The following is a 20,490-nucleotide window of genomic DNA, read 5'->3' as shown; positions in this document are numbered from 1 at the left end:
AACGACTTTACGACGCTTGATCTGCCCCCATGCGAGCCGCATACTGTCTGTTAGTTTCAGCTGACGTCACCTGCCTTCTCCGCGCTCTCCGAATCATCTTGCATGTCAGATTCATCAGCAGAAGCCTGCAGATCGCCTCCAGGAAGCGATGGAGCATGAGCCAGCATCGGCTGCTTCTCATCCGGACGGACCAAATAACCGTCTCGAAGCATGATTGTTTTTTTCATCTGGGCGGCAACTTCCATTTCATGCGTGACGACGACAAATGTCGTATTCATCGATTCGTTAAGATTCATCATGATCCGAATAATCTCTTCTTCCGTACGGGTGTCCAGATTACCCGTTGGCTCGTCAGCAAAAATGACCGAGGGCTCCGTAATCAGCGAACGGGCAATACTAACCCGCTGCTGCTGGCCTCCCGAAAGCTGGGAAGGATAAAGGCGGGCCTTGTCTGCGATTCCCGTCATTTCCAAGAGATCTAGTGCCTTTTTCCGGCGTTTTGATCCAGAAACCGATTGGAAGACTAGCGGAAGCTCCACATTTTCCAATATCGTCAGCGTAGGAATCAGTTCATAAGCCTGAAATATAAATCCGATATGCTTGCGCCGAAAGACGGCGAGCTTGTTTTCACTGAATTTGACGATATCCTGGCCGGCGATATAAATATGGCCCTCCGTCGGCTTCATCAGCCCCGCCATCAAGTTAAGCAATGTGGACTTCCCCGAGCCCGAGCTGCCAAGCAAAGCTATCATCTCGCCTTCCTTCACCTCGAACTCGATATGGTGAAGCACCTTCAGCACTTCACTGCCGTTCTTGAAGCTGTGCGATACATTTTCCAAACGTAACATGTTCGCTCGATTCCTTTCCTTTGCTCATCGTTACCACTCCGAATCCGGCACCGAATTCGGATAGAAGGTCAGGTTAACGGTTTGGCTTCCCATAATAATCCGTTCATTCTGGAACTCATCCGACAACGTCAGGCTAAGCCATCCGCCCCGAAGTCTCTTATACTGCTCGTCCGTTAATTCAAGCGAAACCGTCCGGGTTCCCGGCACCTGGATATCGGTTCCCGGGGTAAGCACCCGCTCCTGTGTCTGACCCAGGCTGTCCTTGATCGTTAAGATCAGCTTATGCCCGGCATCGGCAGCGGTGATGCTGTCAGTCCGTTTAACATCAAACGTTAGATTCAGTGAAATGGTCGGGCTTCCCTCCTGCAGAGACCCTGCTAATTTCGTAACAGAAATTTGATAAGGATACCAGTCCAGCTGAGTCAGACCTCTGCTTGTGGCCGGTCGAACCGGATTCAGCGTCAGCTTCTTCACGCTCATTATGCCGGTTGCTTCTGTACCCGACTCTGCCAGTTTGTTCCCTGTCATCGCTGTACCCAGAGCCAGCTGCAAGTCGCTTCCGGCCCCTTTCGGCACTCTCGCCCAGAAGGTAACCAACTGCTTGGCTCCGGGTTGAAGCGGCGTTTCCGGCTGTACCGTTTCGGCCTCGTAGATCTGTCCGCTGGTCCCCTGGAAATATCCCTTCATTAATGGAGCCTGGATCCGGCGCTGCTCGCTGCTGGCCAAGGTAAATTCAGAATAAATGATGTCCGAGTCTGTTCCTTCATAGATGATCGTTCGCCGCTCCTGCAATTCCGATCTCTTGCCAGCCGTCTTGATTGAATAAGGCTTTCCTTGTTCCAGACGCTCCACGGATTGGGCGTGACCCGAGGCGGTCCATGTCAGGAAAGGACTTTTGGCGCTATCCTGCTGCGTAGACAACCGGAAGCGCAGGGTTTGAATATCATTTGTATATGGAATCTTTGCCATGACGTACACTTCTGTCGCAGCTCCCGGTGCGATCCGTGATCCTTGCTCCTCCGCAATCACTTCTGGAGCCGACAGCAAGACCTTCTCATCCGCTATCACCTCCGCCGTCAGTTCAGGCAGCAGAATCGAATTCGTCTCATGGGGATTACGCAAACGAAGCTTCGCCACCACAAGATCCGTATCCTGCCATGGAAGCCGCTGAATAGATTCCAATGTATAGGCGAATCCTTTCGGGCTTTGTGGCGGATACTCCACGCCGATCGAGGATCTGCGCTCAGTTTGATAAGGGATGCTGAAATAGGCCAATGGCAGGTTAATATGAGCCATTACCTTAGGAGCTGCAGGACCGCCTGATTCCTGATCTGCGGGCGTACCGATTGTCCCGTTATCCCCGGATGGTGCAATCATGCGGAGTCTCAGCCGTTCCTGATCCAATTGAGCCGGCAGCGCCATATCGAGTGTGATTGCACGCTCCTCCCCCGGGCTGAGCTTGATGGTCAGCGCGCCCCGATCCTCTGCCTCATAAGGATACAGAGAGCCCTCCGAGGCTTTGATAGCATAATCATAGGCAGGAACCGTCACCGATTTCTTTCCGTTGTTCTTGAAGGCCACCTCGATATTCCACATTGCCTGATCGCCCGAAACCCGCAGCAATGCCTGGCGGACGCTGGCTTCTACCGGCTGTCCGGATATCGTCAAGGACTTGGCCTCTCCTTCAGGCACATCCCACTGGGGCGATATGGCCTTGGGCAGCTTGAAGGAGGCCACCGGGAGATCCAGCTTCAGCGTATCGTCGGTTTCCGTCCACAGAAAACGAAGATCGGTTGTTTTAAGGTAGGAAGGGATTTCTGTTATGTAGTAGACCTTTTTCCGTTCTTTGGGCTGCACAGGGACTCCTTCCATTCCCGCTTCTCGCTGAAGCTCGAAGGCACTCCCGCTGCCTGTTGCCAAATACGGATTCAGTGCTTTGTCGGTCCAGACACGGCTTCCGTGATTTGTCAGCGACATGCCGACCTTGGCATATACCTTGCCGTCATGCTTGATCACTTCCAGCGATTCGGCCTTGACCGTAACCGGCGTTCCCCCTAAACTGAGCTTCCGCGCTGCTCCGGAAGCAACCGCAGCCGAGTATGCAGCCGGTATTCTATAAGACCCGACACGCTCCAAGTATCCTTTTACCTTCGGGTTCCACACGTCCATAACCAGCTTCATTCCGGATATGGATGCCTGCTCCGTTTTTACATAGTAGGTCACACTCAGGCTCTGGCCCGGCTCAACCTTCTTCTTCGCCAGATCCTTCGTAATCGGATTGGCAGCTTTGACGTCCCCCCCGGGAAGTACCGCCTTAGGAAAATAAGATACTAGTCGTGCAGGGCTCTTCCCTCCGTTCTTGTAGCGGAGAGTAAACACAGCCACATTGCCGCTATCCTGGCGCCATACATCCGCCTGCTCCAGCGCTGCGGTGACCCCATCGCCCAGCTTTACATTCCAGTTAAGGGACGCGTTAGCAGCTGGCGCCGTCTTCCCGGAGCTCGAACTAACATTGTTAGCCGCACTAGCCTGCGGAGTGACGGCCAGGGCAGCGGCCAGCAGGATGACTGCCGCTCTGAAGCTTTTACTGTTCATAAGCATACAAGGATGCTCCTCCTTTCCTCCCCATCATCCGTGATTTTTCTGCGGGTGGATGGGCTATACTACAATAACGACAGATGCCGATCATTAGTTTTAAAAAAAGACTTCATCCCCTCTTCACGGACTTTTCAAACATAAATGTTGATTTAATCCCCTCAAAAGGTTTAATATATGTAGTGTAGTCAACATTACATATGGGCTGGCTTCGGATGATAAAGACTTCCTCCACTTTATAATGAAGGAAGTGCTTTGATCATAACCAAAAACTATATAATATCAGGAGGTATTTCATTATGGCATTCCAATTACCACCGCTTCCTTACGCAAATGACGCGCTCGAGCCACACATCGACGCACAAACGATGGAGATCCACCATGATCGCCACCATAACACCTATGTAACGAACCTGAACGCAGCTCTGGAAAGCGCTCCTGAACTGCAAAACAAAAGCTTGGAAGAGCTGATTGGCAACCTTGACGCTGTACCTGAGAGCATCCGCACTGCGGTTCGCAACAATGGTGGCGGACATGCCAACCACTCCCTGTTCTGGGAAATCATCGGGCCAAACGGCGGCGGACAACCTACCGGCGCACTGGCTGATGCGATCAACAACGAGCTTGGCGGCTTCGACAAATTCAAAGAAGATTTTGCGAAAGCAGCTACAACTCGCTTCGGCAGCGGCTGGGCATGGCTGGTTGTAAAAGACGGCAAACTTGCAATCACCAGCACGCCTAACCAGGACAGCCCAATCATGGAAGGGCAAACGCCTCTCCTTGGTCTGGACGTATGGGAGCATGCTTACTACCTGAAATACCAAAACAAACGCCCTGACTACATCGCTGCTTTCTGGAACGTTGTAAACTGGGAAGAAGTTGGCAAGCGCTACGAGAACGCGAAGTAAGTTACGGTCTATATAAGAACAGGCTGCCTGTAGATGATTTCTACATAGGCAGCCTGTTTTTATATGCATATTCATAACCACACATCATTCATCCTGCACCCGCCCGTCTATCAACCGGGGGCTACGTTGCCGCACTTCTGTTAGATGCCGGAGGCTCATAATGATGCGACCTGGAAGGCGCATATACCGCCACAAGCACAGCCACCGATACGGCAACGGCCGCGCCGGCGCCGATCAGACAAACCACCTGCAATGACCACAGGTCTGCGGCAAAGCCGAGCAAGAGCGTCAGCACAATTTGCAGCATTCCTTCCGCCAGCCGGGTTACACTGCTAAAGCGTCCCATTAGCTCAATCGGCACCTGATTCTGAAAGAACGTGGTAAAGCCCGCATTGGCATAGGAAGAGAAGAATCCGAACAGAATGAACCCCGCCGCAGCAACCATCGGGCCGGACGACGCATAGAACAATAAATAGCCGAGACTCGACAGCAAAGTGCCCGCACTGATGAACATCCGCAGGGACAAGAGCTTCACGGAAAAGGACGCTGCCGCTGAACCGGCCAAGTAGCCTGCACCCGCCACGCTCACCAGCAAGCCGTAGCCCTCATCGCCAAGCAGCAGCACCTGCTTGATAAAGGTCGCCTCCTGCGAATCCAGAGCGAACCCGAGCAGCATCACCGTCTGGAATAAAATATACACCGTCACGAAATACTTCGCCGCCTGACCGAACCGGATGACGGACCTCCAGTCCTGAAGCCAGACCTGCAGCGTCAGCCGCTGCTTCGGCTCGCCCTCGGCAGCCTTCTCCTGATCCACATCAGGCAGGAGACGGATCACCCATGCGCAGAGAAGAAAGGATATCGCATTGATGAAAATACATACCCGAATATCCGTGTAGGCGATAAGCAGGCCGGATATGCTCGGTCCGAGCAGCACGGCTCCCGATGTTGTAAAGCTGGACCAGGCATTGAATCGCTTGCGGTCTTCGGGTGCAATCAACTTGGTTACGTAAGTCATCGAAGTCGGGCCAAAGAATGCGCCAGCCACACTGACAAGAAACATCACCGCATAAATCGCCCATACCGACGACAGGAAAGGGATGACTGCGATAAGTATCCCACGGATCACATCGGTCATGATCATCAGCCTTCGCTGATTCATCCGGTCGATCAGGCTTCCGGCCCATGAGTTGGTCAGCAGCACGGCCAGCGGACGAATGATGAACAAGCCGGCCACCGCCGCCGGAGACCCCGTCATATGCAATATGAGCAGGTTAATCGCAACCAGATAAATCCAGTTTCCCAAATTGGAGATGCCAATCCCGACAATGTACAGCAGTGCCTGCCTCCAGCTCTGCAATGCTTATTCCCCCTATGTCCCTCTAAGTCCAAACAGACGAGTGCACCTTGGCCCTCGGTCCGTCTAGGATGCAAAATATGCGCCTAAAATGCGGATAAATACATTAGGAAACGCATAGCGCTCCATGTCCTGCGCATCGATCCATTGATATTGCGCTTCTGGTGCCTCATAAGCGGCTGCCGTCTCGGCGACCCAAGCTTCAGCGGAGGGCAGCTCCTGATATTGGCAGCGGTACACCCGCATATGCCAGCGGATATGGCTAAAGACATGCTCTGCATCCATGAAATAGCTGGCCGCAGTGGCAGGAATGCCCTCTTCCCGCAGCGCGCCTGTCAGGCGTTCCATAGCGGCCTCTTCCGGCAATGACGCCAGATTCGCGCTGCCATCAGCCGATACCGTCACATGCGGCAGCTCCCACATCCCGGCCAGAAGGCCGGTTGCAGGACGCCTGCGGACCAGGATCTTGCCCTGATGCTGGCCACTCCCTTCGACAATCGCCGTCAACCGATACTCTGGTCTTGGCGGCTTCGCCTTCGTCTTGATCGGCAGCTGTTCTTCCTTCCCCTCGAATCTGGCCGCACAGTGATGCATGACCGGACACGTCAGGCATTTAGGCGACTTCGGTGTGCACACCAGCGCACCCAGCTCCATCAGCGCCTGACTGAAATCAGAGGCCCGGCCCTCCGGAATGAGCGTCATGACCAGCTCCTCCATATGCGTCCGGGTCCGAACCTTCATAATATCCTCTTCGATCAGAAAGTATCGGGACAGCACCCGCATGACGTTTCCATCGACCGCAGGGGCCGGAATATTGAAGGCAATGCTGCGGATCGCACCCGCTGTATACGGACCAACTCCTTTGAGGCCGGCCACCTCATCCTTGCCGCTTGGCATCATGCCGCCATACTGCTCCTTGACCTGACGGGCAGCCTGCTGCAAATTGCGGGCACGCGAATAATAGCCGAGCCCCTCCCAGCATTTGAGCACCTCATCCTCGGGGGCATCAGCCAGCGCTTCAATCGTCGGGAAGCGCTCAATAAAACGCTGGAAATATGGAATGACCGTATCCACCCGGGTCTGCTGCAGCATAATCTCCGACACCCATATATAGTAAGGGTCCCGGTGGCGTCTCCAAGGCAAATCACGTTTGTTTCTGTCGTACCAGTCAAGCAGCTCGTGGCTGAAATATCGTTTATGTTCTGTATTGTACATATTTAATAGCGGTTCTCCTTCATTGAACTATCCCACATTCTTTTCGACAACGGCAAAAGCGGAGGCCAGCTCGGGCTGATGGGAGATGCTGAGATGAATCGTGTAGCCCTGGGGAGAGCCCAAGCCGAGCCTCGCCCATGCATCCGGCGACAAAGTAACCACCGGTTTACCGCAGGCATCCGGCAATATTTCCATATCGAGAAAGCCGATCAGCTTGCCGATACCGCAGCCGAACGACTTGGATATCGCTTCCTTTGCCGCGAAGCGCCCGGCCACGAATTCCGTACGCTTGGCGCCCTTCCTCTCTGCGATCACCCGCTCCGCCTCGGTAAGCACACGCTCTATAAATTTTTGACCGTGCGGTCCGGTCAGCAAAATCTCCATTCGCCCGATTTCCAGGACGTCATGGCCGATTCCGTATATCACGAGATCTACTCCCCTTCTTCTCCAATATGCCAATATGTCGTTTGGGAAAATAAAAAACATCTTCTCTATTGTATCAGTCCAAGCCCGCTTAACGCGAGCCTGGGCAGCGAAAAAGGCATCTCTTAAGCCTATAATGAGACTTAAAAGATGCCTGTCGTTCCTGTTTATGTAACGGATCGGGATTAAATCCCGGGGATCTGGTTCCGTTTGTGAGCCGTCTTCACATACATGCGTTCCAGTTTCTCCTGAACCTCTGGACGGATCGTTTTGCCTTCAAGATAATCGCTGTTGTCATCATAGCTGATGCCCAGCTCCTTCTCGTCGGTCTGCCCTTCCCAGAGCCCTGCCGAAGGGGCTTTGTCCAGGATCGATTGAGGCACGCCCAAATAAGAGGCCAGCTGCCGCACCTGGCGCTTGTTCAGCGATGTGAGAGGAGTAATGTCCACTGCGCCGTCGCCCCACTTGGTATAGAAGCCCGTGATTGCTTCGGAGGCATGGTCTGTACCGACAACGAGCAGATTCTGCTCAAATGCCAGGGCATACTGCATCACCATGCGCACACGAGCCTTGACATTGCCTTTGCCAGGGATGCTGATATGCTGATTCACACCGATGTTCTTGAGACTATGCTCAACCTCAAGCGCGATCTCATTCACCGCTTCCTCGATATTCGTCTCCACGGTATACTTCAGATCGAATGCTTTGGCCACCGCATAGCTGTCTGCAATATCGGCCTGTTCGCCATACGGCTGGAATACGCCAAGCGTCTTGTACTCCTGATTGCCCTCCTGAGTAAGCTCGTCCGTTGCACGCTTGCACAGACCCGCTGTAACCGCGCTATCGATCCCGCCGCTGATCGCGATCAGCAGACCGGATGCACCGGCATTCTTCACATAAGATTTCAGAAAATCTACCCGCTTGCGGACCTCTTCCTCCACGTTAATAGCGGGCTTGACACCCAGCTCAGCGATGATTTGTTCTTGTAGGCTCATCCCTCACGACTCCCTTCGAGAATAAATGAGAAAGCCCCGCAGGCATCGGATATGCCGAATGCATCGGGGCCTTGCAAAATGCTGCCGAATTACTGGCAATAACGCTCGAACGCGTCCACAAGATCCGCCGCAATCTCTTCTGCCGAGCGGTTCTCAACCTGATGGCGCTCGATAAAATGTACCAGCTCCCCATCCTTCAAAAGCGCAATTGAAGGAGAAGATGGCGGATATGGAGCGAAATATTCACGGGCTTTCGCCGTTGCTTCCTTGTCCTGTCCGGCAAATACGGTATATAGGTGATCCGGCTTCACCGTGCTCTCCAGCGCGAGAGCGACTCCCGGACGCGCTTGACCTGCTGCACATCCGCATACGGAATTGACCACGACAAGCGCCGTGCCTTTAGCATTCGGAAGCGATTGTTCCACCTCTTCAGGTGTGGTCAGCTCCTGGATCCCCAGACGGGTCAGTTCATCCCTCATCGGTTGAACCATATCGCGCATATATCGATCAAAAGACATACCCATAACTGCTTTCACTCCTTATATAAACAAGATTGTTCAATGTATAACAGCTGTTCGCTATCTATATTATACAATCACACAATATGAAAGCAAGGAATAACAAGCCGGGAAGGAGCGCCTTTTGATCGGGGCAGGCCTGGCAATGCGTACTTGGGGCCATGATGAATGTTTCATAAAGCCGAAAACAAGGAGGACTCTAGTGCCCCTTGGCCTACGGAATAGACCCGGCTCCGCCTCTATCGACATTATAAAAAAGCGAGCGGTATCTGCTCCGTCGCAATACCGCTCGCCCGTCATCCCGGAGTCTAGGTAGCCGGATAGTTCACGCCGTCCTTCTTCTTGTCGGCGATCGGTTCGCCGCGACGCTGTGTATTGTCCCGCTTTTGCTGCTCCTGCTGCTTGGAATCGTTTTTGCTCATCCGATAGTGGCCTCCTTTTCAAGTAAAACTCCACTATATTATGTCTTCTCCAGAAGCAGCTTATTCGGCGGAAGCAGCCGATGCAGCACTTGAAGACGGAAGAACAGACTGGGCATAGGCGCGAAGCGGCAGTCTGATCTTGAAGACCGTCCCCTTCCCTTCCTCCGAATCTACGGCAATCGTGCCGTTATGCCGCTGTACAATGCTAAGGCATAGTGCCAGACCGAGACCAGTCCCTTTGCTCTTGGTCGTGAAGAATGGCTCAAACAATCGCCCGCGCTCTTCTTCCGGGATGCCGATTCCCGTATCGATAATGTACAGTTCCACGTCATCCTCGGAACGCTTCGTTTCAATCGTGAGCACACCTTTTTCCTTCATCGCTTCCATGCCGTTGCGGCACAGATTCAAGATCAGCTGCTTGATTTCCTTCGGATTGAGCTGCATGTTTGGCACCGCTGTCGCCAGCTTCAGCTCAATGCTCTGTCCGCGCAAGTTCGCATCGGCCCACAGCAGCGGGCTAAGCTCTTGAATAATGTCATGGAGATGACAATCCTCTTTCTCCTGATCACGGTTCTGGGCCAGGGACAGAAAGTCGTTAATGATGCCGTTGGCCCGGTCAAGCTCCTCCATGACGATCCGGTAATAATGATCCAGCTCATCCGGACTCTTCTCCTTCATCAGCTGCAGGAAACCGCGGACAACGGCCATCGGATTGCGGATTTCATGCGTGATGCTGGCCGCCATCTGCCCGACCAGGCTGAGCCGCTCGGCATTGCGGAACTCTGTCCGCATGCGTTCGAGCTCCGTCATGTCGTGAAGGATGCCAACCACTTCGGTGACCTCCTCCTGATATAACCGGCGAAACGGGAACACACTGACGGAATATACTCTGGAGCCGCAGCGAACGATCTCTCCATTCGTTTCTTCCCCGAGGAGAGCGTTATGAAATTTGGAATGTATGTATTCTTTTTCATGCGTTTGCTCCAGCACGTCAATCAGCGGCTCCGCTGCAAGATCACGGGATGTCAGATGCGGGAAGATCGACTTCAGGTTAGCCATGAACAGCTGGTTGGACGCAATGACGCCACCCTGGCGATCCACCGTAACCATCCCCAGCGGCACCATCTCCAGTAATTTTTGCAGTCCATCGCGCGATTGCTGCATCGTATAATAACGGGTGTATATCAGCCGTTCTTGCGTAGTCTCAATCCCATACACGATAAATCCGGCGAGAAAAATACCGGTCAAAACATACAGAATCATAGCCAGCAGCTCATCGGGGTCCAGATGATAGTTGTTGATCTTGCCATCCATCACACGGGAAGCAATAATAATCAGCATGGCCGGTATGAGTCCGCTCCATAACCAGCCGACCTTCTCCATCTTGGAGCCTTTGCTGAAATGTGCTGAGTACCATGGGAGGAAGGGATAAGCGATCCAGACCGCAAGCAGCGGGATCAGAATGTACGAGAATTCGCCGATCCATGCCAGAAGCATAATATAGGTGGCAGCAAGCACAATTCCATCCCTTCTGCTGCCGTATAAAATACCGATAAACAAAGGAACGATCCCCAAATTCAGAGGCACGTAAAACTCATTCATCGAGGAAATCAGAATGCATAGCAGCATGCTGACTCCGCATGTGATGACAAAATGTTTGCGATAACGGAAGAAATCCATATCCTTCTCTTTATGCCTGTTCAGACTTTTCCATTGTCTGTCTAGGAGGAGCGGGACCTGAAAGATCAAAATGGCGGATAGCAGAACTTGCAGCATAATATCTTTCAACAGACCTAGCACAATGCGTCATCACCTCAATTGGTCAATGCCCTCAGTTATTTTTGATTAAAACACAGGAGACATGAGAATACAATATGTTCCAGAGGTGTCGTCGAGCATAACAAAACGCTGTCGTGGGCCATCCTTGTCCGAAGGTAGGAATGTTATACGCATGTGGATATAATAGAGTTACAATAGATGAACATATATACCCTTAAAGGAGCTACTATCAAACATGCCTGATTATGATGTAATTGTTGTCGGCGGCGGTCCCTCCGGGCTGATGGCCTGTGTCGCTGCGGCGGAAAGAGGCGCTTCTGTGCTTCTTGTAGATAAAGGGGACAAGCTGGGGAGAAAGCTCGGCATTTCAGGCGGCGGAAGATGCAACGTCACCAACGCCAAGAACGAGGATGAGCTGATTGCGAATATTCCGGGCAACGGAAGATTTTTATATAGCGCTTTTCAGAACTGGAATAACCGGGACATCATGGCCTTCTTCGAAGGACTCGGCATTCCGCTCAAGGAGGAAGACAACGGAAGAATGTTTCCGGTGACCGACAAGGCTTCAAGCGTCGTGAACGCCCTGATCGGCAAAGTGAAAGAGCTCGGAACCGCCATTCGCACCCTCAGCCCGGTCAACCGGGTGCTGTATGAGCATGGCCGCGCGGCAGGAATTGAGCTGAAATCCGGCGAAGTGCTGTCCTCCGCGTGCGTCATTGTCGCCACAGGCGGACAATCCGTTCCGCAGACCGGCTCTACCGGTGACGGTTATCCGTGGGCGCAAGCGGCCGGGCATACCATTACCGAGCTGTACCCAACAGAGGTCCCGATCGTATCCACAGAGCCTTGGATTGCTTCGAAGGAGCTTCAAGGGCTGTCCTTGCGCAATGTTGAACTGTCGGTATGGAACCCGAAAGGAAAAAAGGTGATCGCCCATCAAGGGGATATGCTGTTTACGCATTTTGGCGTATCGGGCCCCATCGCCCTGCGCTGCAGCCAGTTCATACGCCAGGTACAGCGGAAATTTGATACGGTGAATGTCGATATGGCCATCGACTTGTTCCCTGAACAATCGCAGGCCGAGGTAGAGACAGAGCTCAGAGAGCGTCTGGAAGAAGAGCCCAGAAAGAGTCTTAAAAACGTGCTGAAAGGATGGCTTCCGGAGCGCTTGATCCCCCTGATCCTGTCCAAAGCCTCCGTCGATGCGGAGCTCGTATGCAGCCACGTGTCCAAAGCCTCAATAACCACACTGGCCGCCACGGTAAAAAAATTAATGTTTCGCGCCTCGGGCACGCGCTCTTTAAAGGAAGCTTTTGTGACTGGCGGCGGGGTCAGCTTGAAAGAGATCCAGCCGAAAACGATGGAATCCAAGCTGATGCCGGGACTATTCTTCTGTGGGGAGATTATGGATATTCACGGGTACACCGGTGGTTATAACATTACAGCTGCATTCTCCACCGGCTACACCGCCGGCAAATTCGCGGCTGAAGCGGCAGTGGGCAGTCGCTGATACAGCAGGTCAAGCCGCTTCAGGGCAGCCGAACGCTAATCATTAGCTTCGGCTGCCCTTTTGTTTACTGACTGGATTCCCCGCTCCTCCTTATACAGCGGCCAAGCGGTCAGACTCGGAACGACCCACACCGACAAGGCGGCAAGCACAAGTCCAGCCAGCAGTCCCAGAACTGGAGAGAACATCGTCATGCCCGCTGTAACCCCATACACTGCAGCAGGAATTGCCAGGAGAGTGCCTGCTGCCAGTTTGCCAGCGCTCCGGAACTGGTCATTGCTGAATGGCAGCACCGCCACGAAGTCCGATTTGGCAAAACGCGCCCAGCTCGTATTCAGCCAATACGACATCATCAGAAGCAGGGCAGCAAGCACGATTAGCTTAATGATAGGCGGAGGCAGCCAGATAGCCGGAATGCCAAGCGCCGTAATCTGAATATACATGAGCAGACTTTCCGGATTTCGCAGCAAAGCCTTGATCCCTGCACTGGCCAGCCGCTTATCCGCGCCTCTGCTATACAGTCTGCCTGACTTTCGGAACAGCCATGGCTTGCTGCGTATACTCGGCGGTTTTCCGACCGCCTGGGTCAGCAGCTTTTCGGTCAGCTGCACCCGCACCTTGGCATCTTCACGGACATCCGCCAGGAAGGTGGCGCGAAGCCTTACCCGCATCCGGACGAGCAGGAGCAGAACGGGCACCAATATCGCCATCGCCCCCCACATCAGCCCTGGCCGGTCGCTGCCCCACGTCGCGACCAGAATATATCCCCACAGCGAGACGATCCGGGTGATGCCAGCCCACAGGCGGTGCCTCCAGCCCTTATAGCTGACGGCAATCATCCGGAACGCAACATTGGTGCACCAGGAACAGACGGCCGCAAGCGCCAGCAAAGAAATCAACGTCCCGATGCTCAGTCCGTAGGCTGCCATCAATACGGGAAGAATAAGCGCCGTCAGCAGCATTCCTCTTAAAGTCGACACCAGCTGGCTGTAGATGATCCCCCGAATCATCAAGCCTTTCAACCATGCAGGGTGTTGACGCAGAAACAGGACATCCGCTTCTTCCATAAACAGCAGCAGCCGTCCGGAGAACAGCAGCAGCAGGACCGCTGCCGCCCCCTGGATCGGAATAAGCTCTATCCAAGCAGGAAGAGGCCTCGTCAGAAAGTCACGATAAAGCCCGATCCCGAGCAGCAGCCCGGGAATGAGTATGTACAGCATGATGACCCAATCCACAACAGCGCCGATATTGGTGCGCTGGTAAGACCAGTGGGATACAAGCCGGCGCCGGAAGAGCGCGTTCGGGCTGGCAATCCTCTTGTTCGTAGTCATACGCTTCTCCCCCCGTCCGTCATGTCAGCACATCGAAGCAATCAAACAATGATCCCTGCGGCAGGCCGGCTGCCTCACGGATGTGCTCCAGTGATCCACGGGATGCAATCTGACCGCCTGATATGAGGATGAAGGAATCGCATATTTTCTCCGCTGTGTCCAGCACATGGGTGGACATCAGCACCCCTGCGCCCCGGCGGCGTTCATCATCCAGCAGGCGCAGAAAATCCCGGGTCGCTCTCGGGTCGAGCCCGATGAACGGCTCGTCCACGATATAAACATCGGGCTTGGCCAAAAAACCGATCATCAGCATCATCTTCTGTCTCATGCCTTTGGAGAACCCGTTCGGGAGGTCATGCTTCACCTTCTCCATATCGAATTGCCGCAGAAGGGCTGTCGCCTGCTCCTCAAACTCCTGATCGCCCATGCCAAATGCAGCGGCAGCCAAATCAAGATGCTCCCATAACGTTAAATCCTCGTAGAAGACCGGATGCTCAGGGACATAAGCGTATCTTGGCGGGTCGCCTGCGATGCTGACCTCGGCCTTGCAGTTTTTCAGCAGGCCCAGCAGCGCCTTGATCGTGGTGCTCTTCCCGGCCCCGTTAGGCCCGATCAGCCCCAGCAGCTGACCGCGAACGACATCAAAAGAAATATGATGGATGCGAGGCTTGCCAGGCTCATAGCCAGCCTCATCGATATGTACCTTCAGAACCGTTTCAGCAGACATGCTTGCTGCAAGTCCATCATGCATATATAGAAACCTCCCGGATGATCGATTGTGAGAGTGGTGCTTCTTCTTATTTACGTTCGCTGTGCCGAATGGTTGCATTATGGACACCCGTTGGTACGCTTGCAGGTCATATAGAAGCCCCGGTTTTTAATTTTCAGGATTTTCGTAAATTCGTCCGCTGAATGTGACAAATCACATGTTGCCGCCCGGCCCTTCTGTCGTAAGGTTAAAGAAATTATCATTCAGGGCGATAAGTCCGGAAAAAAGGCGGGAGAACGCATGAGTGTGTCACATGAAAGAGAGACGCAGTTTTCTTTACACCTGTATCGGGTGTTTGCCAAATCATTCAAAAGTGTCAGCACACATGTGGCAAACGGAGCTAGAATTGACGGTCTGAATCCGACAGCCTTTGCGGTGATGGAGGTTCTGTACAGCCAGGGTCCACAGCCCATCCAGCAGGTCGGAGCACAGCTGCTGCTGCAGAGCGGCAACGTAACCTATGTGGTGGATAAGCTTGAAGCTAAAGGGTATGTACGGCGCAGGCCGTGCCGTGATGACCGGAGAGTGATCTTTGCCGACCTGACCAAAGCAGGAAGAGCGCTGATGGATCAATTGTTCCCTCATTATACGGAACAGATCCATACAGCGCTCAGCGGATTAAATGAAGCGGAGAAGTCAGAGCTGCTGACTCTGCTGAATAAGCTGGGGGATAGGGCTGAAGCGGTATCGCATCCATTGTGAGCGCTTTAGCTGCGCCCCGTGATTCGATTAATCCCTGAATCCCTCCAGCGCCATTGTGGGTCTGCCGTCAGATTGCCAGGCCCCTTTGTTATATCCTCCATTATACCCGGGCACGGCTTGCGGCTCCCAATAGAACACACCCAGCCCCGTGCCTCCGGGTAATTCGCGAACCTTGGTTTTGATGCTGCTGATGAAGCTTTTTGCGGCAGCAGCCTGATCGTAATCCATCCCGATCTCGGTTATCATGATGCTTTTGCCATAATTCGAAGCCAGTTCCTTCGCGTTGGCAATCGTCTGATCCACCTTGGTTGCCCAGTCCCCAGCTTCCGGATACAAGGACATTCCGATCAGATCGAAATGGGCTCCGTGATTGATCAGTCCGCCGATATTCCAGCGATACAATTCGCGATCATAGCCGTTGGACAGATGGACAATGGTCCGTGTTTCCGGGTTTACAGATTTCACCGCATTGTGCCCCGTATTAACCAGCCAGGCATAATTTCTCATATTTCTCGAAGCTCTTCCATCCTCCCAGAGCATGCCGTCATTCGTTTCATTTCCGATCTGCACCCACGCCGGAGTCACGCCATGCTGCTGCATCGTATTCATGACATACACGGTGTGGGCGTAAACCGCATCCATCAGCTGCTGAAAATTAAAGCTGCGCCAGGCGTACGGTTTGTTCTGATGTCCCGGGTCCGCCCAGGAGTCACTGTAATGCAGAGTGAGCATGATTCTCATGCCTTTATCCTGGGCCCGGCGGGCAAGCCGCGCCGCCTGTTCTGCATTCATGTATCCGTTCATATAGTCGTTCATGTTCGGATTCACCCAGACCCGAATGCGGGCTGCGTTGATCTGATAGTCCTGTCTCAGAATGTCCAGAATATCCCGCCTAACCCCGTTCTTGTCCCGCCAGCTGTAGCCCTGGGCTTCCATTCCGGCTACCCAGCTGATGTCCGCGCCCTTCACAAATGCATCCGCTGCGTTCAGCCGTTCACCATCCATGAACCCGAAGGATGAGGCCAGCATACCCAAACATAACACCATCTTAAGCCATACCCCTTTCTGCAGCCTGATTTCCATTACCCTACCTCCTGAATGAATACAATTTTCCGGCCGGTAATTGTATTGTAAGCGCCGTCCATGCAGATCTACATGGCATTATGTTAACAAACAGGCTGTTTTCCCAATAAAAGTAAACCTGTGGGGCGCGGCTCCCGCCTTTGCATCCCCGGCATGAAGCTGAGCCTTATTCTTTCACAGATCCGAGCGTCATCCCTTTCACAAAAAATCGCTGCAAAAAAGGATACACAAGCAAAATCGGTGCTGCCCCGATAAAGATCTGTGCCGCATTGACCGTTGTTTGCGACAGCAGCTCCATCTCTTTCGGGCTCATGCTCATCGTGCTCATATCCTGCTGGATGATCACCGTCTGCAGGAAAGTCGCCAGCGGAAAGTCGCGGGAATTGTTTAAATACAGCAGCCCGTCAAACCAGGAATTCCAGTGAAACACCATGCTGAACAGCGCAATTGTGGCGATCGAGGGGAGCGACACCGGCAAATAGATGCGAAACAGCGTCTTGAAATGCCCCGCTCCGTCAATATATGCCGCCTCCTCCAGCTCCTTCGGAATCCCTCTGAAAAAGTTCAGCATCAGGATCACCAGAAACGTATTCACCGCACCTGGCAGTACAAGCACCCAGAACGAATTGATCAGCCCCAGCTTCTGGATCACGATATAGAAAGGGACCAGCCCCCCATTAAACACCATGCTGAACACAAACAGCCAGGAGTACACACTGCGGCTGGCGAACACGCGCCGTTCTTTGGACAGCGGGTACGCCGCCAGGAAAGTTATGGCCAGCGTAAGCGCGGTTCCAAGCACGGTTCGGGCCACCGATATCCAGATGGAGCGCAAGAAGGCCGGGTTGTTCATCGTTTTCTTATAAGCTTCAAGCGAGAAATCAACCGGCCACAATCCGATGAGGCCAGCATCCGCTGCCGCTTTGGAACTGAATGAAATGGCCAGCACATGAATCAGCGGAATGATGCAGAGCACGGCCAATAAGACCAGCAAACCGATATTGAACACGTTAAAGATGCGATAGGGTATCGTTTTGTGATACACCTGCGGACCCTCCTCTCAGCGGACTAGAATATACGGTAGCCTGCCCATTTGTAAGCCATCCGGTAAGAAATCAGAATCAGGATCATGCTGATTACAGATTTGAACAATCCGATGGCTGTTCCGAATCCCATCTCCCCGTTCAAGATAGCTGTACGATAGACAAACGTGTCGATAATGTCTCCTTTTTCATACACAAGCGGATTATACAGGTTAAAAATCTGATCAAACCCGGCGTTTAAGATGTTGCCCAGCGCCAGCGTGCCGACAACGACCGTAATCGGGAGCAGCGACGGCATCGTGATGTGCAGCGTCTGTTTCCACCTGCCAGCACCGTCGATTTCGGCCGCCTCATACAGCGTCGGATTCACCCCGGCGAGCGCGGCCAGAAACACAATCGTGTTGTACCCGAATTCCTTCCATACATCCGATACAATGACCGTAAACCGGAACCAGTCGTTATCCCCCAGGAAGAAGATCGGCTGAACGCCCACTGAGGCAAGCACCCGATTCACAAATCCGTCCACGGCCAGCATTTCGATCAGAATTCCGCCCAGAATGACCCAGGACAGAAAATGCGGCAAATACACCATCGTCTGAATCGTCCGCTGCAGAGCCCGCTTTCTTATTTCATTGAGCAGAATCGCAAAGCTGAACGGTACGAGAAGATTAAACACAATTTTGAGGACCGCGATAACCAGGGTGTTCCAGATCACCTGGAGGCTGTCCTCCCTCTCAAACAGATAGCGGAAGTTGTCCAACCCCACCCAGGCTGAGCCCTGAATGCCCTCCCATGGCTTGTAATCCTGAAATGCCATAATGATCCCCGTCATCGGCAGGTAACTGAACAGCGCCAGGCAGATCAGCGCCGGCAGCAGCATGAGGTGAAACGGCCACGTTTTTCGTAAATTTTTCATGCGGTTCCTCCCGTTAAATCGATCTACAACCTCATTATAGGGGCCCCTCCTGCCGCGCAGTAGCTCACAAAACCAACATTCATGGCACGATCCCAATCAAAATTGCCGGGGCCTCGGAAACACCCCGATTCCGAGCATGTCGTGCAGATGCAGCGTGATGCAGTCACCACCTCGCCGAAGGCAGATAGCGTTACAGTCATAAGGCGGTTCACGTTCCGTTTAAGGGCGGTTGGCGATAAAATAAGGGCCGTTAGCAATACCAGCCCCAGGCGGTCGGCATGACAGCCAAAGGCAGAACAGGGCCTATAACGCCCGCATCGCTGCGGAACGCTAAGGCCCTGCTACCGTTATTTCACGCTCTGATACCACTCGTTCACCTCTTGGGTGATTTGATCCCCGCCTCCGCCTTTCCACGACTTGACGAAGGCGTCAAAGGAATCCAGCGGCTGCTTTCCGTATATGATCTCATTCAGCGCCTGATTCTCGATTTTGTTCAGATAATCCCATTTCGATTTCATCGTTGTTGTGACAGGCCCTGTGAACATGTCCTTCTTGGAGATGTCCTCCTGGGTCAAGAGAACCTGTGCCGCGGCCGGCGTATCCTTGCCGTAGTTGACGGCGACATCTCTCTCCAGGCGCGTCTCAGGCGTGCCGCCATCCGCCAGCTTCATCAGCGCCTGCATCTGCTGGTCAGGAATGCGCGCGCCGTCCCGGACCAGCAAGTAACGGACGACATTGACGTAACCGCCCTCGATCTGATCATTAGGCACCATTTCACCGTTCCCATCCAGCTCGTAATCATAGCCTTCAAACATGCCGTATTCGAATTCCCCGCCCGGCTTGGAGACAGCGAAGTTGTCAAACAGATAGTTCTGATAGGTGAAAAAGGCTTCCGGATGCTTCATATCCTTATGAATCAGCGTGACTCCGTTCGTGTAGTGCGTGCCGTGCCGCATCGCCGTTCCATCCGGACCGGTCGGAATCGGAATTGGCTTCCATACCGCCCCCGGAGCATTCTTGACCGTGTCCTGCAGCGGCCATCCGCTCATCCAGTACGGACCTGGAATGATGCCTGCCGTTCCTGCCACAGCCGGTTCGGCCGTCTTGTTCTCATCCCACAGCGCCGCTTCCTTCGGAATGTAGCCGCTATCCATCCATGATTTGAGCTTCTTGAGCCCTTCCTTCATCCCCGGATGAACGGAGCCGTACTCCAATGTGCCATCCTCGGATTCATTCCACTGCTGCGGCAGCGTGCCGTATGCGCCGAATACCCAGGACGGGTCTCCCATCCAGGTGTTCATGGACGTCTTGAATCCGATGCTCAGCGGAATGACCTTGTCCGGGGCAAGCCCATCCGGATTCCGGTTCTTGAATGCATCCATCACCTGCTCCAGCTCATCAAGCGTCTTCGGCTCGCTCAGACCGAGCTTATCGAGCCAGTCCTGGCGAATCCACAAAATATAGTCATGGTTATAGGCAAAGTCCAGTACCGGAATTCCCATCCGCTTTCCATCGCGCGTATAAGGATTCCATACATTCGGATCCTGGTTCATCGCATCCTTCCAAGTCTGTGAGGCATACTGGTCAAACAGCGTGCCGACTTCCGCAAACATCCCCGAATCGATCAGATCCTGGGCAAGCTGGTTGTTCTCCGTGCCGAGCGTAACCACCTCCGGCATCTCCTGACCCGAAGACATGGCCAGCCGGAGCTTGGTCGCAAAGGCGCCGTTGGTATCCGTGATCGACCACAGCGACTTGATGTTAATGCCGAATTTCTCTTTGGCCCAGCGTGTGGCTACATTGTTCTCAATCGTCTCTCCGTTCTTGAATTTCAATGTAGGATCAACACCCCACACGGTGGTGATCGTAACTTCCGGCTCGTATTTCTCTTTGTAGGCGTTTACAGGTTGGTTCTCCTCAGGCGCTGCTCCCTCTTCACCGCCGCTGCCGCTGCCGCTGCCTCCGCCTGCGCATCCGGCCAGGCTTCCTGCCAGCAGAATCGACACCGCCAGCAGCTGCAGCCAGCCCTTTCTTACCCACATATCTACTCCCCCTTTGGCTCACGACTTTACAATTTCA

Annotated in this window: 17 protein-coding genes; 3 read left to right on the top strand and 14 right to left on the bottom strand. The window is 53.5% G+C overall.

The window, feature by feature from the left end; genetic code table 11:
• Positions 1–56 precede the first annotated feature (56 nt).
• Positions 57–848: an ABC transporter ATP-binding protein gene (locus CHH67_RS15045; RefSeq protein ID WP_244908207.1), complete on the bottom strand. Its 792-nt coding sequence runs from the start codon at positions 846–848 to the stop codon at positions 57–59.
• Between the two features lie 30 nt (positions 849–878).
• A complete protein-coding gene (locus CHH67_RS15040) occupies positions 879–3,443 on the bottom strand; it encodes a hypothetical protein (protein WP_095266054.1) in 2,565 nt (854 codons plus the stop codon).
• A 299-nt stretch (positions 3,444–3,742) separates the two neighbouring features.
• Here CHH67_RS15040 and CHH67_RS15035 point away from each other — a divergent pair, with 299 nt between their 5' ends.
• Positions 3,743–4,351 (top strand): superoxide dismutase, encoded by a 609-nt coding sequence (locus tag CHH67_RS15035; RefSeq protein ID WP_095266007.1) that lies wholly within the window; start codon positions 3,743–3,745, stop codon positions 4,349–4,351.
• A gap of 121 nt (positions 4,352–4,472) precedes the next feature.
• Here CHH67_RS15035 and CHH67_RS15030 read toward each other — a convergent pair whose 3' ends face one another.
• The 6 genes from CHH67_RS15030 to CHH67_RS15005 form a co-directional block, all read right to left on the bottom strand.
• Positions 4,473–5,711 (bottom strand): MFS transporter, encoded by a 1,239-nt coding sequence (locus CHH67_RS15030; RefSeq protein ID WP_095266006.1) that lies wholly within the window; start codon positions 5,709–5,711, stop codon positions 4,473–4,475.
• Positions 5,712–5,774: 63 nt separating this feature from the next.
• Positions 5,775–6,923: an A/G-specific adenine glycosylase gene (gene mutY, locus CHH67_RS15025; RefSeq protein ID WP_095266005.1), complete on the bottom strand. Its 1,149-nt coding sequence runs from the start codon at positions 6,921–6,923 to the stop codon at positions 5,775–5,777.
• A 27-nt stretch (positions 6,924–6,950) separates the two neighbouring features.
• The gene (acpS, locus tag CHH67_RS15020; protein WP_095266004.1) at positions 6,951–7,349 is read right to left on the bottom strand and encodes a holo-ACP synthase; all 399 of its coding nucleotides are present in this window, start codon (positions 7,347–7,349) and stop codon (positions 6,951–6,953) included.
• Positions 7,350–7,531: 182 nt separating this feature from the next.
• The gene (gene nadE, locus CHH67_RS15015; protein WP_095266003.1) at positions 7,532–8,341 is read right to left on the bottom strand and encodes an ammonia-dependent NAD(+) synthetase; all 810 of its coding nucleotides are present in this window, start codon (positions 8,339–8,341) and stop codon (positions 7,532–7,534) included.
• An 89-nt stretch (positions 8,342–8,430) separates the two neighbouring features.
• Positions 8,431–8,865, bottom strand: a complete 435-nt coding sequence (locus tag CHH67_RS15010; protein WP_095266002.1) for a BrxA/BrxB family bacilliredoxin — start codon at positions 8,863–8,865, stop codon at positions 8,431–8,433.
• A 476-nt stretch (positions 8,866–9,341) separates the two neighbouring features.
• Complete coding sequence (locus tag CHH67_RS15005) at positions 9,342–11,081, bottom strand: two-component system sensor histidine kinase NtrB (protein ID WP_095266001.1); 1,740 nt, start codon at positions 11,079–11,081, stop codon at positions 9,342–9,344.
• A gap of 214 nt (positions 11,082–11,295) precedes the next feature.
• On the opposite strand from CHH67_RS15005, the gene CHH67_RS15000 reads away from it, so the two are divergent.
• Positions 11,296–12,570 carry a BaiN/RdsA family NAD(P)/FAD-dependent oxidoreductase gene (locus CHH67_RS15000; protein WP_095266000.1) on the top strand — a complete coding sequence of 425 codons (1,275 nt, stop codon included), beginning with the start codon at positions 11,296–11,298 and terminating at the stop codon, positions 12,568–12,570.
• 35 nt (positions 12,571–12,605) lie between these two features.
• Here the strand turns inward: CHH67_RS15000 and CHH67_RS14995 are convergent, their stop codons facing one another.
• Positions 12,606–13,898: an ABC transporter permease gene (locus CHH67_RS14995; RefSeq protein ID WP_095265999.1), complete on the bottom strand. Its 1,293-nt coding sequence runs from the start codon at positions 13,896–13,898 to the stop codon at positions 12,606–12,608.
• A 19-nt stretch (positions 13,899–13,917) separates the two neighbouring features.
• Positions 13,918–14,649 (bottom strand): ABC transporter ATP-binding protein, encoded by a 732-nt coding sequence (locus CHH67_RS14990; protein ID WP_095265998.1) that lies wholly within the window; start codon positions 14,647–14,649, stop codon positions 13,918–13,920.
• 258 nt (positions 14,650–14,907) lie between these two features.
• Between CHH67_RS14990 and CHH67_RS14985 the strand changes: the two genes are divergently transcribed.
• Positions 14,908–15,369, top strand: coding sequence for a MarR family winged helix-turn-helix transcriptional regulator (locus CHH67_RS14985; protein WP_095265997.1), 462 nt, complete (start codon positions 14,908–14,910; stop codon positions 15,367–15,369).
• 27 nt (positions 15,370–15,396) lie between these two features.
• On the opposite strand, the gene CHH67_RS14980 is transcribed toward CHH67_RS14985, so the two are convergent.
• From CHH67_RS14980 to CHH67_RS14965, 4 genes are all read right to left on the bottom strand, one after another.
• The gene (locus CHH67_RS14980) at positions 15,397–16,398 is read right to left on the bottom strand and encodes a glycoside hydrolase family 53 protein (protein ID WP_244908209.1); all 1,002 of its coding nucleotides are present in this window, start codon (positions 16,396–16,398) and stop codon (positions 15,397–15,399) included.
• Between the two features lie 220 nt (positions 16,399–16,618).
• Complete coding sequence (locus CHH67_RS14975) at positions 16,619–17,497, bottom strand: carbohydrate ABC transporter permease (RefSeq protein WP_095265995.1); 879 nt, start codon at positions 17,495–17,497, stop codon at positions 16,619–16,621.
• Positions 17,498–17,520: 23 nt separating this feature from the next.
• The gene (locus tag CHH67_RS14970) at positions 17,521–18,411 is read right to left on the bottom strand and encodes an ABC transporter permease (RefSeq protein WP_095265994.1); all 891 of its coding nucleotides are present in this window, start codon (positions 18,409–18,411) and stop codon (positions 17,521–17,523) included.
• Between the two features lie 347 nt (positions 18,412–18,758).
• Positions 18,759–20,453, bottom strand: coding sequence for a type 2 periplasmic-binding domain-containing protein (locus CHH67_RS14965; RefSeq protein ID WP_095265993.1), 1,695 nt, complete (start codon positions 20,451–20,453; stop codon positions 18,759–18,761).
• Positions 20,454–20,490: the final 37 nt, after the last annotated feature.

Origin of the sequence: Paenibacillus campinasensis, assembly GCF_002272015.1 — a bacterium.
Taxonomy (GTDB): Bacteria; Bacillota; Bacilli; order Paenibacillales; family Paenibacillaceae; genus Paenibacillus_AQ; species Paenibacillus_AQ campinasensis.
Note: the sequence above shows the minus strand (reverse complement) of the source record. Positions and strands in the feature narration are given on the sequence as shown.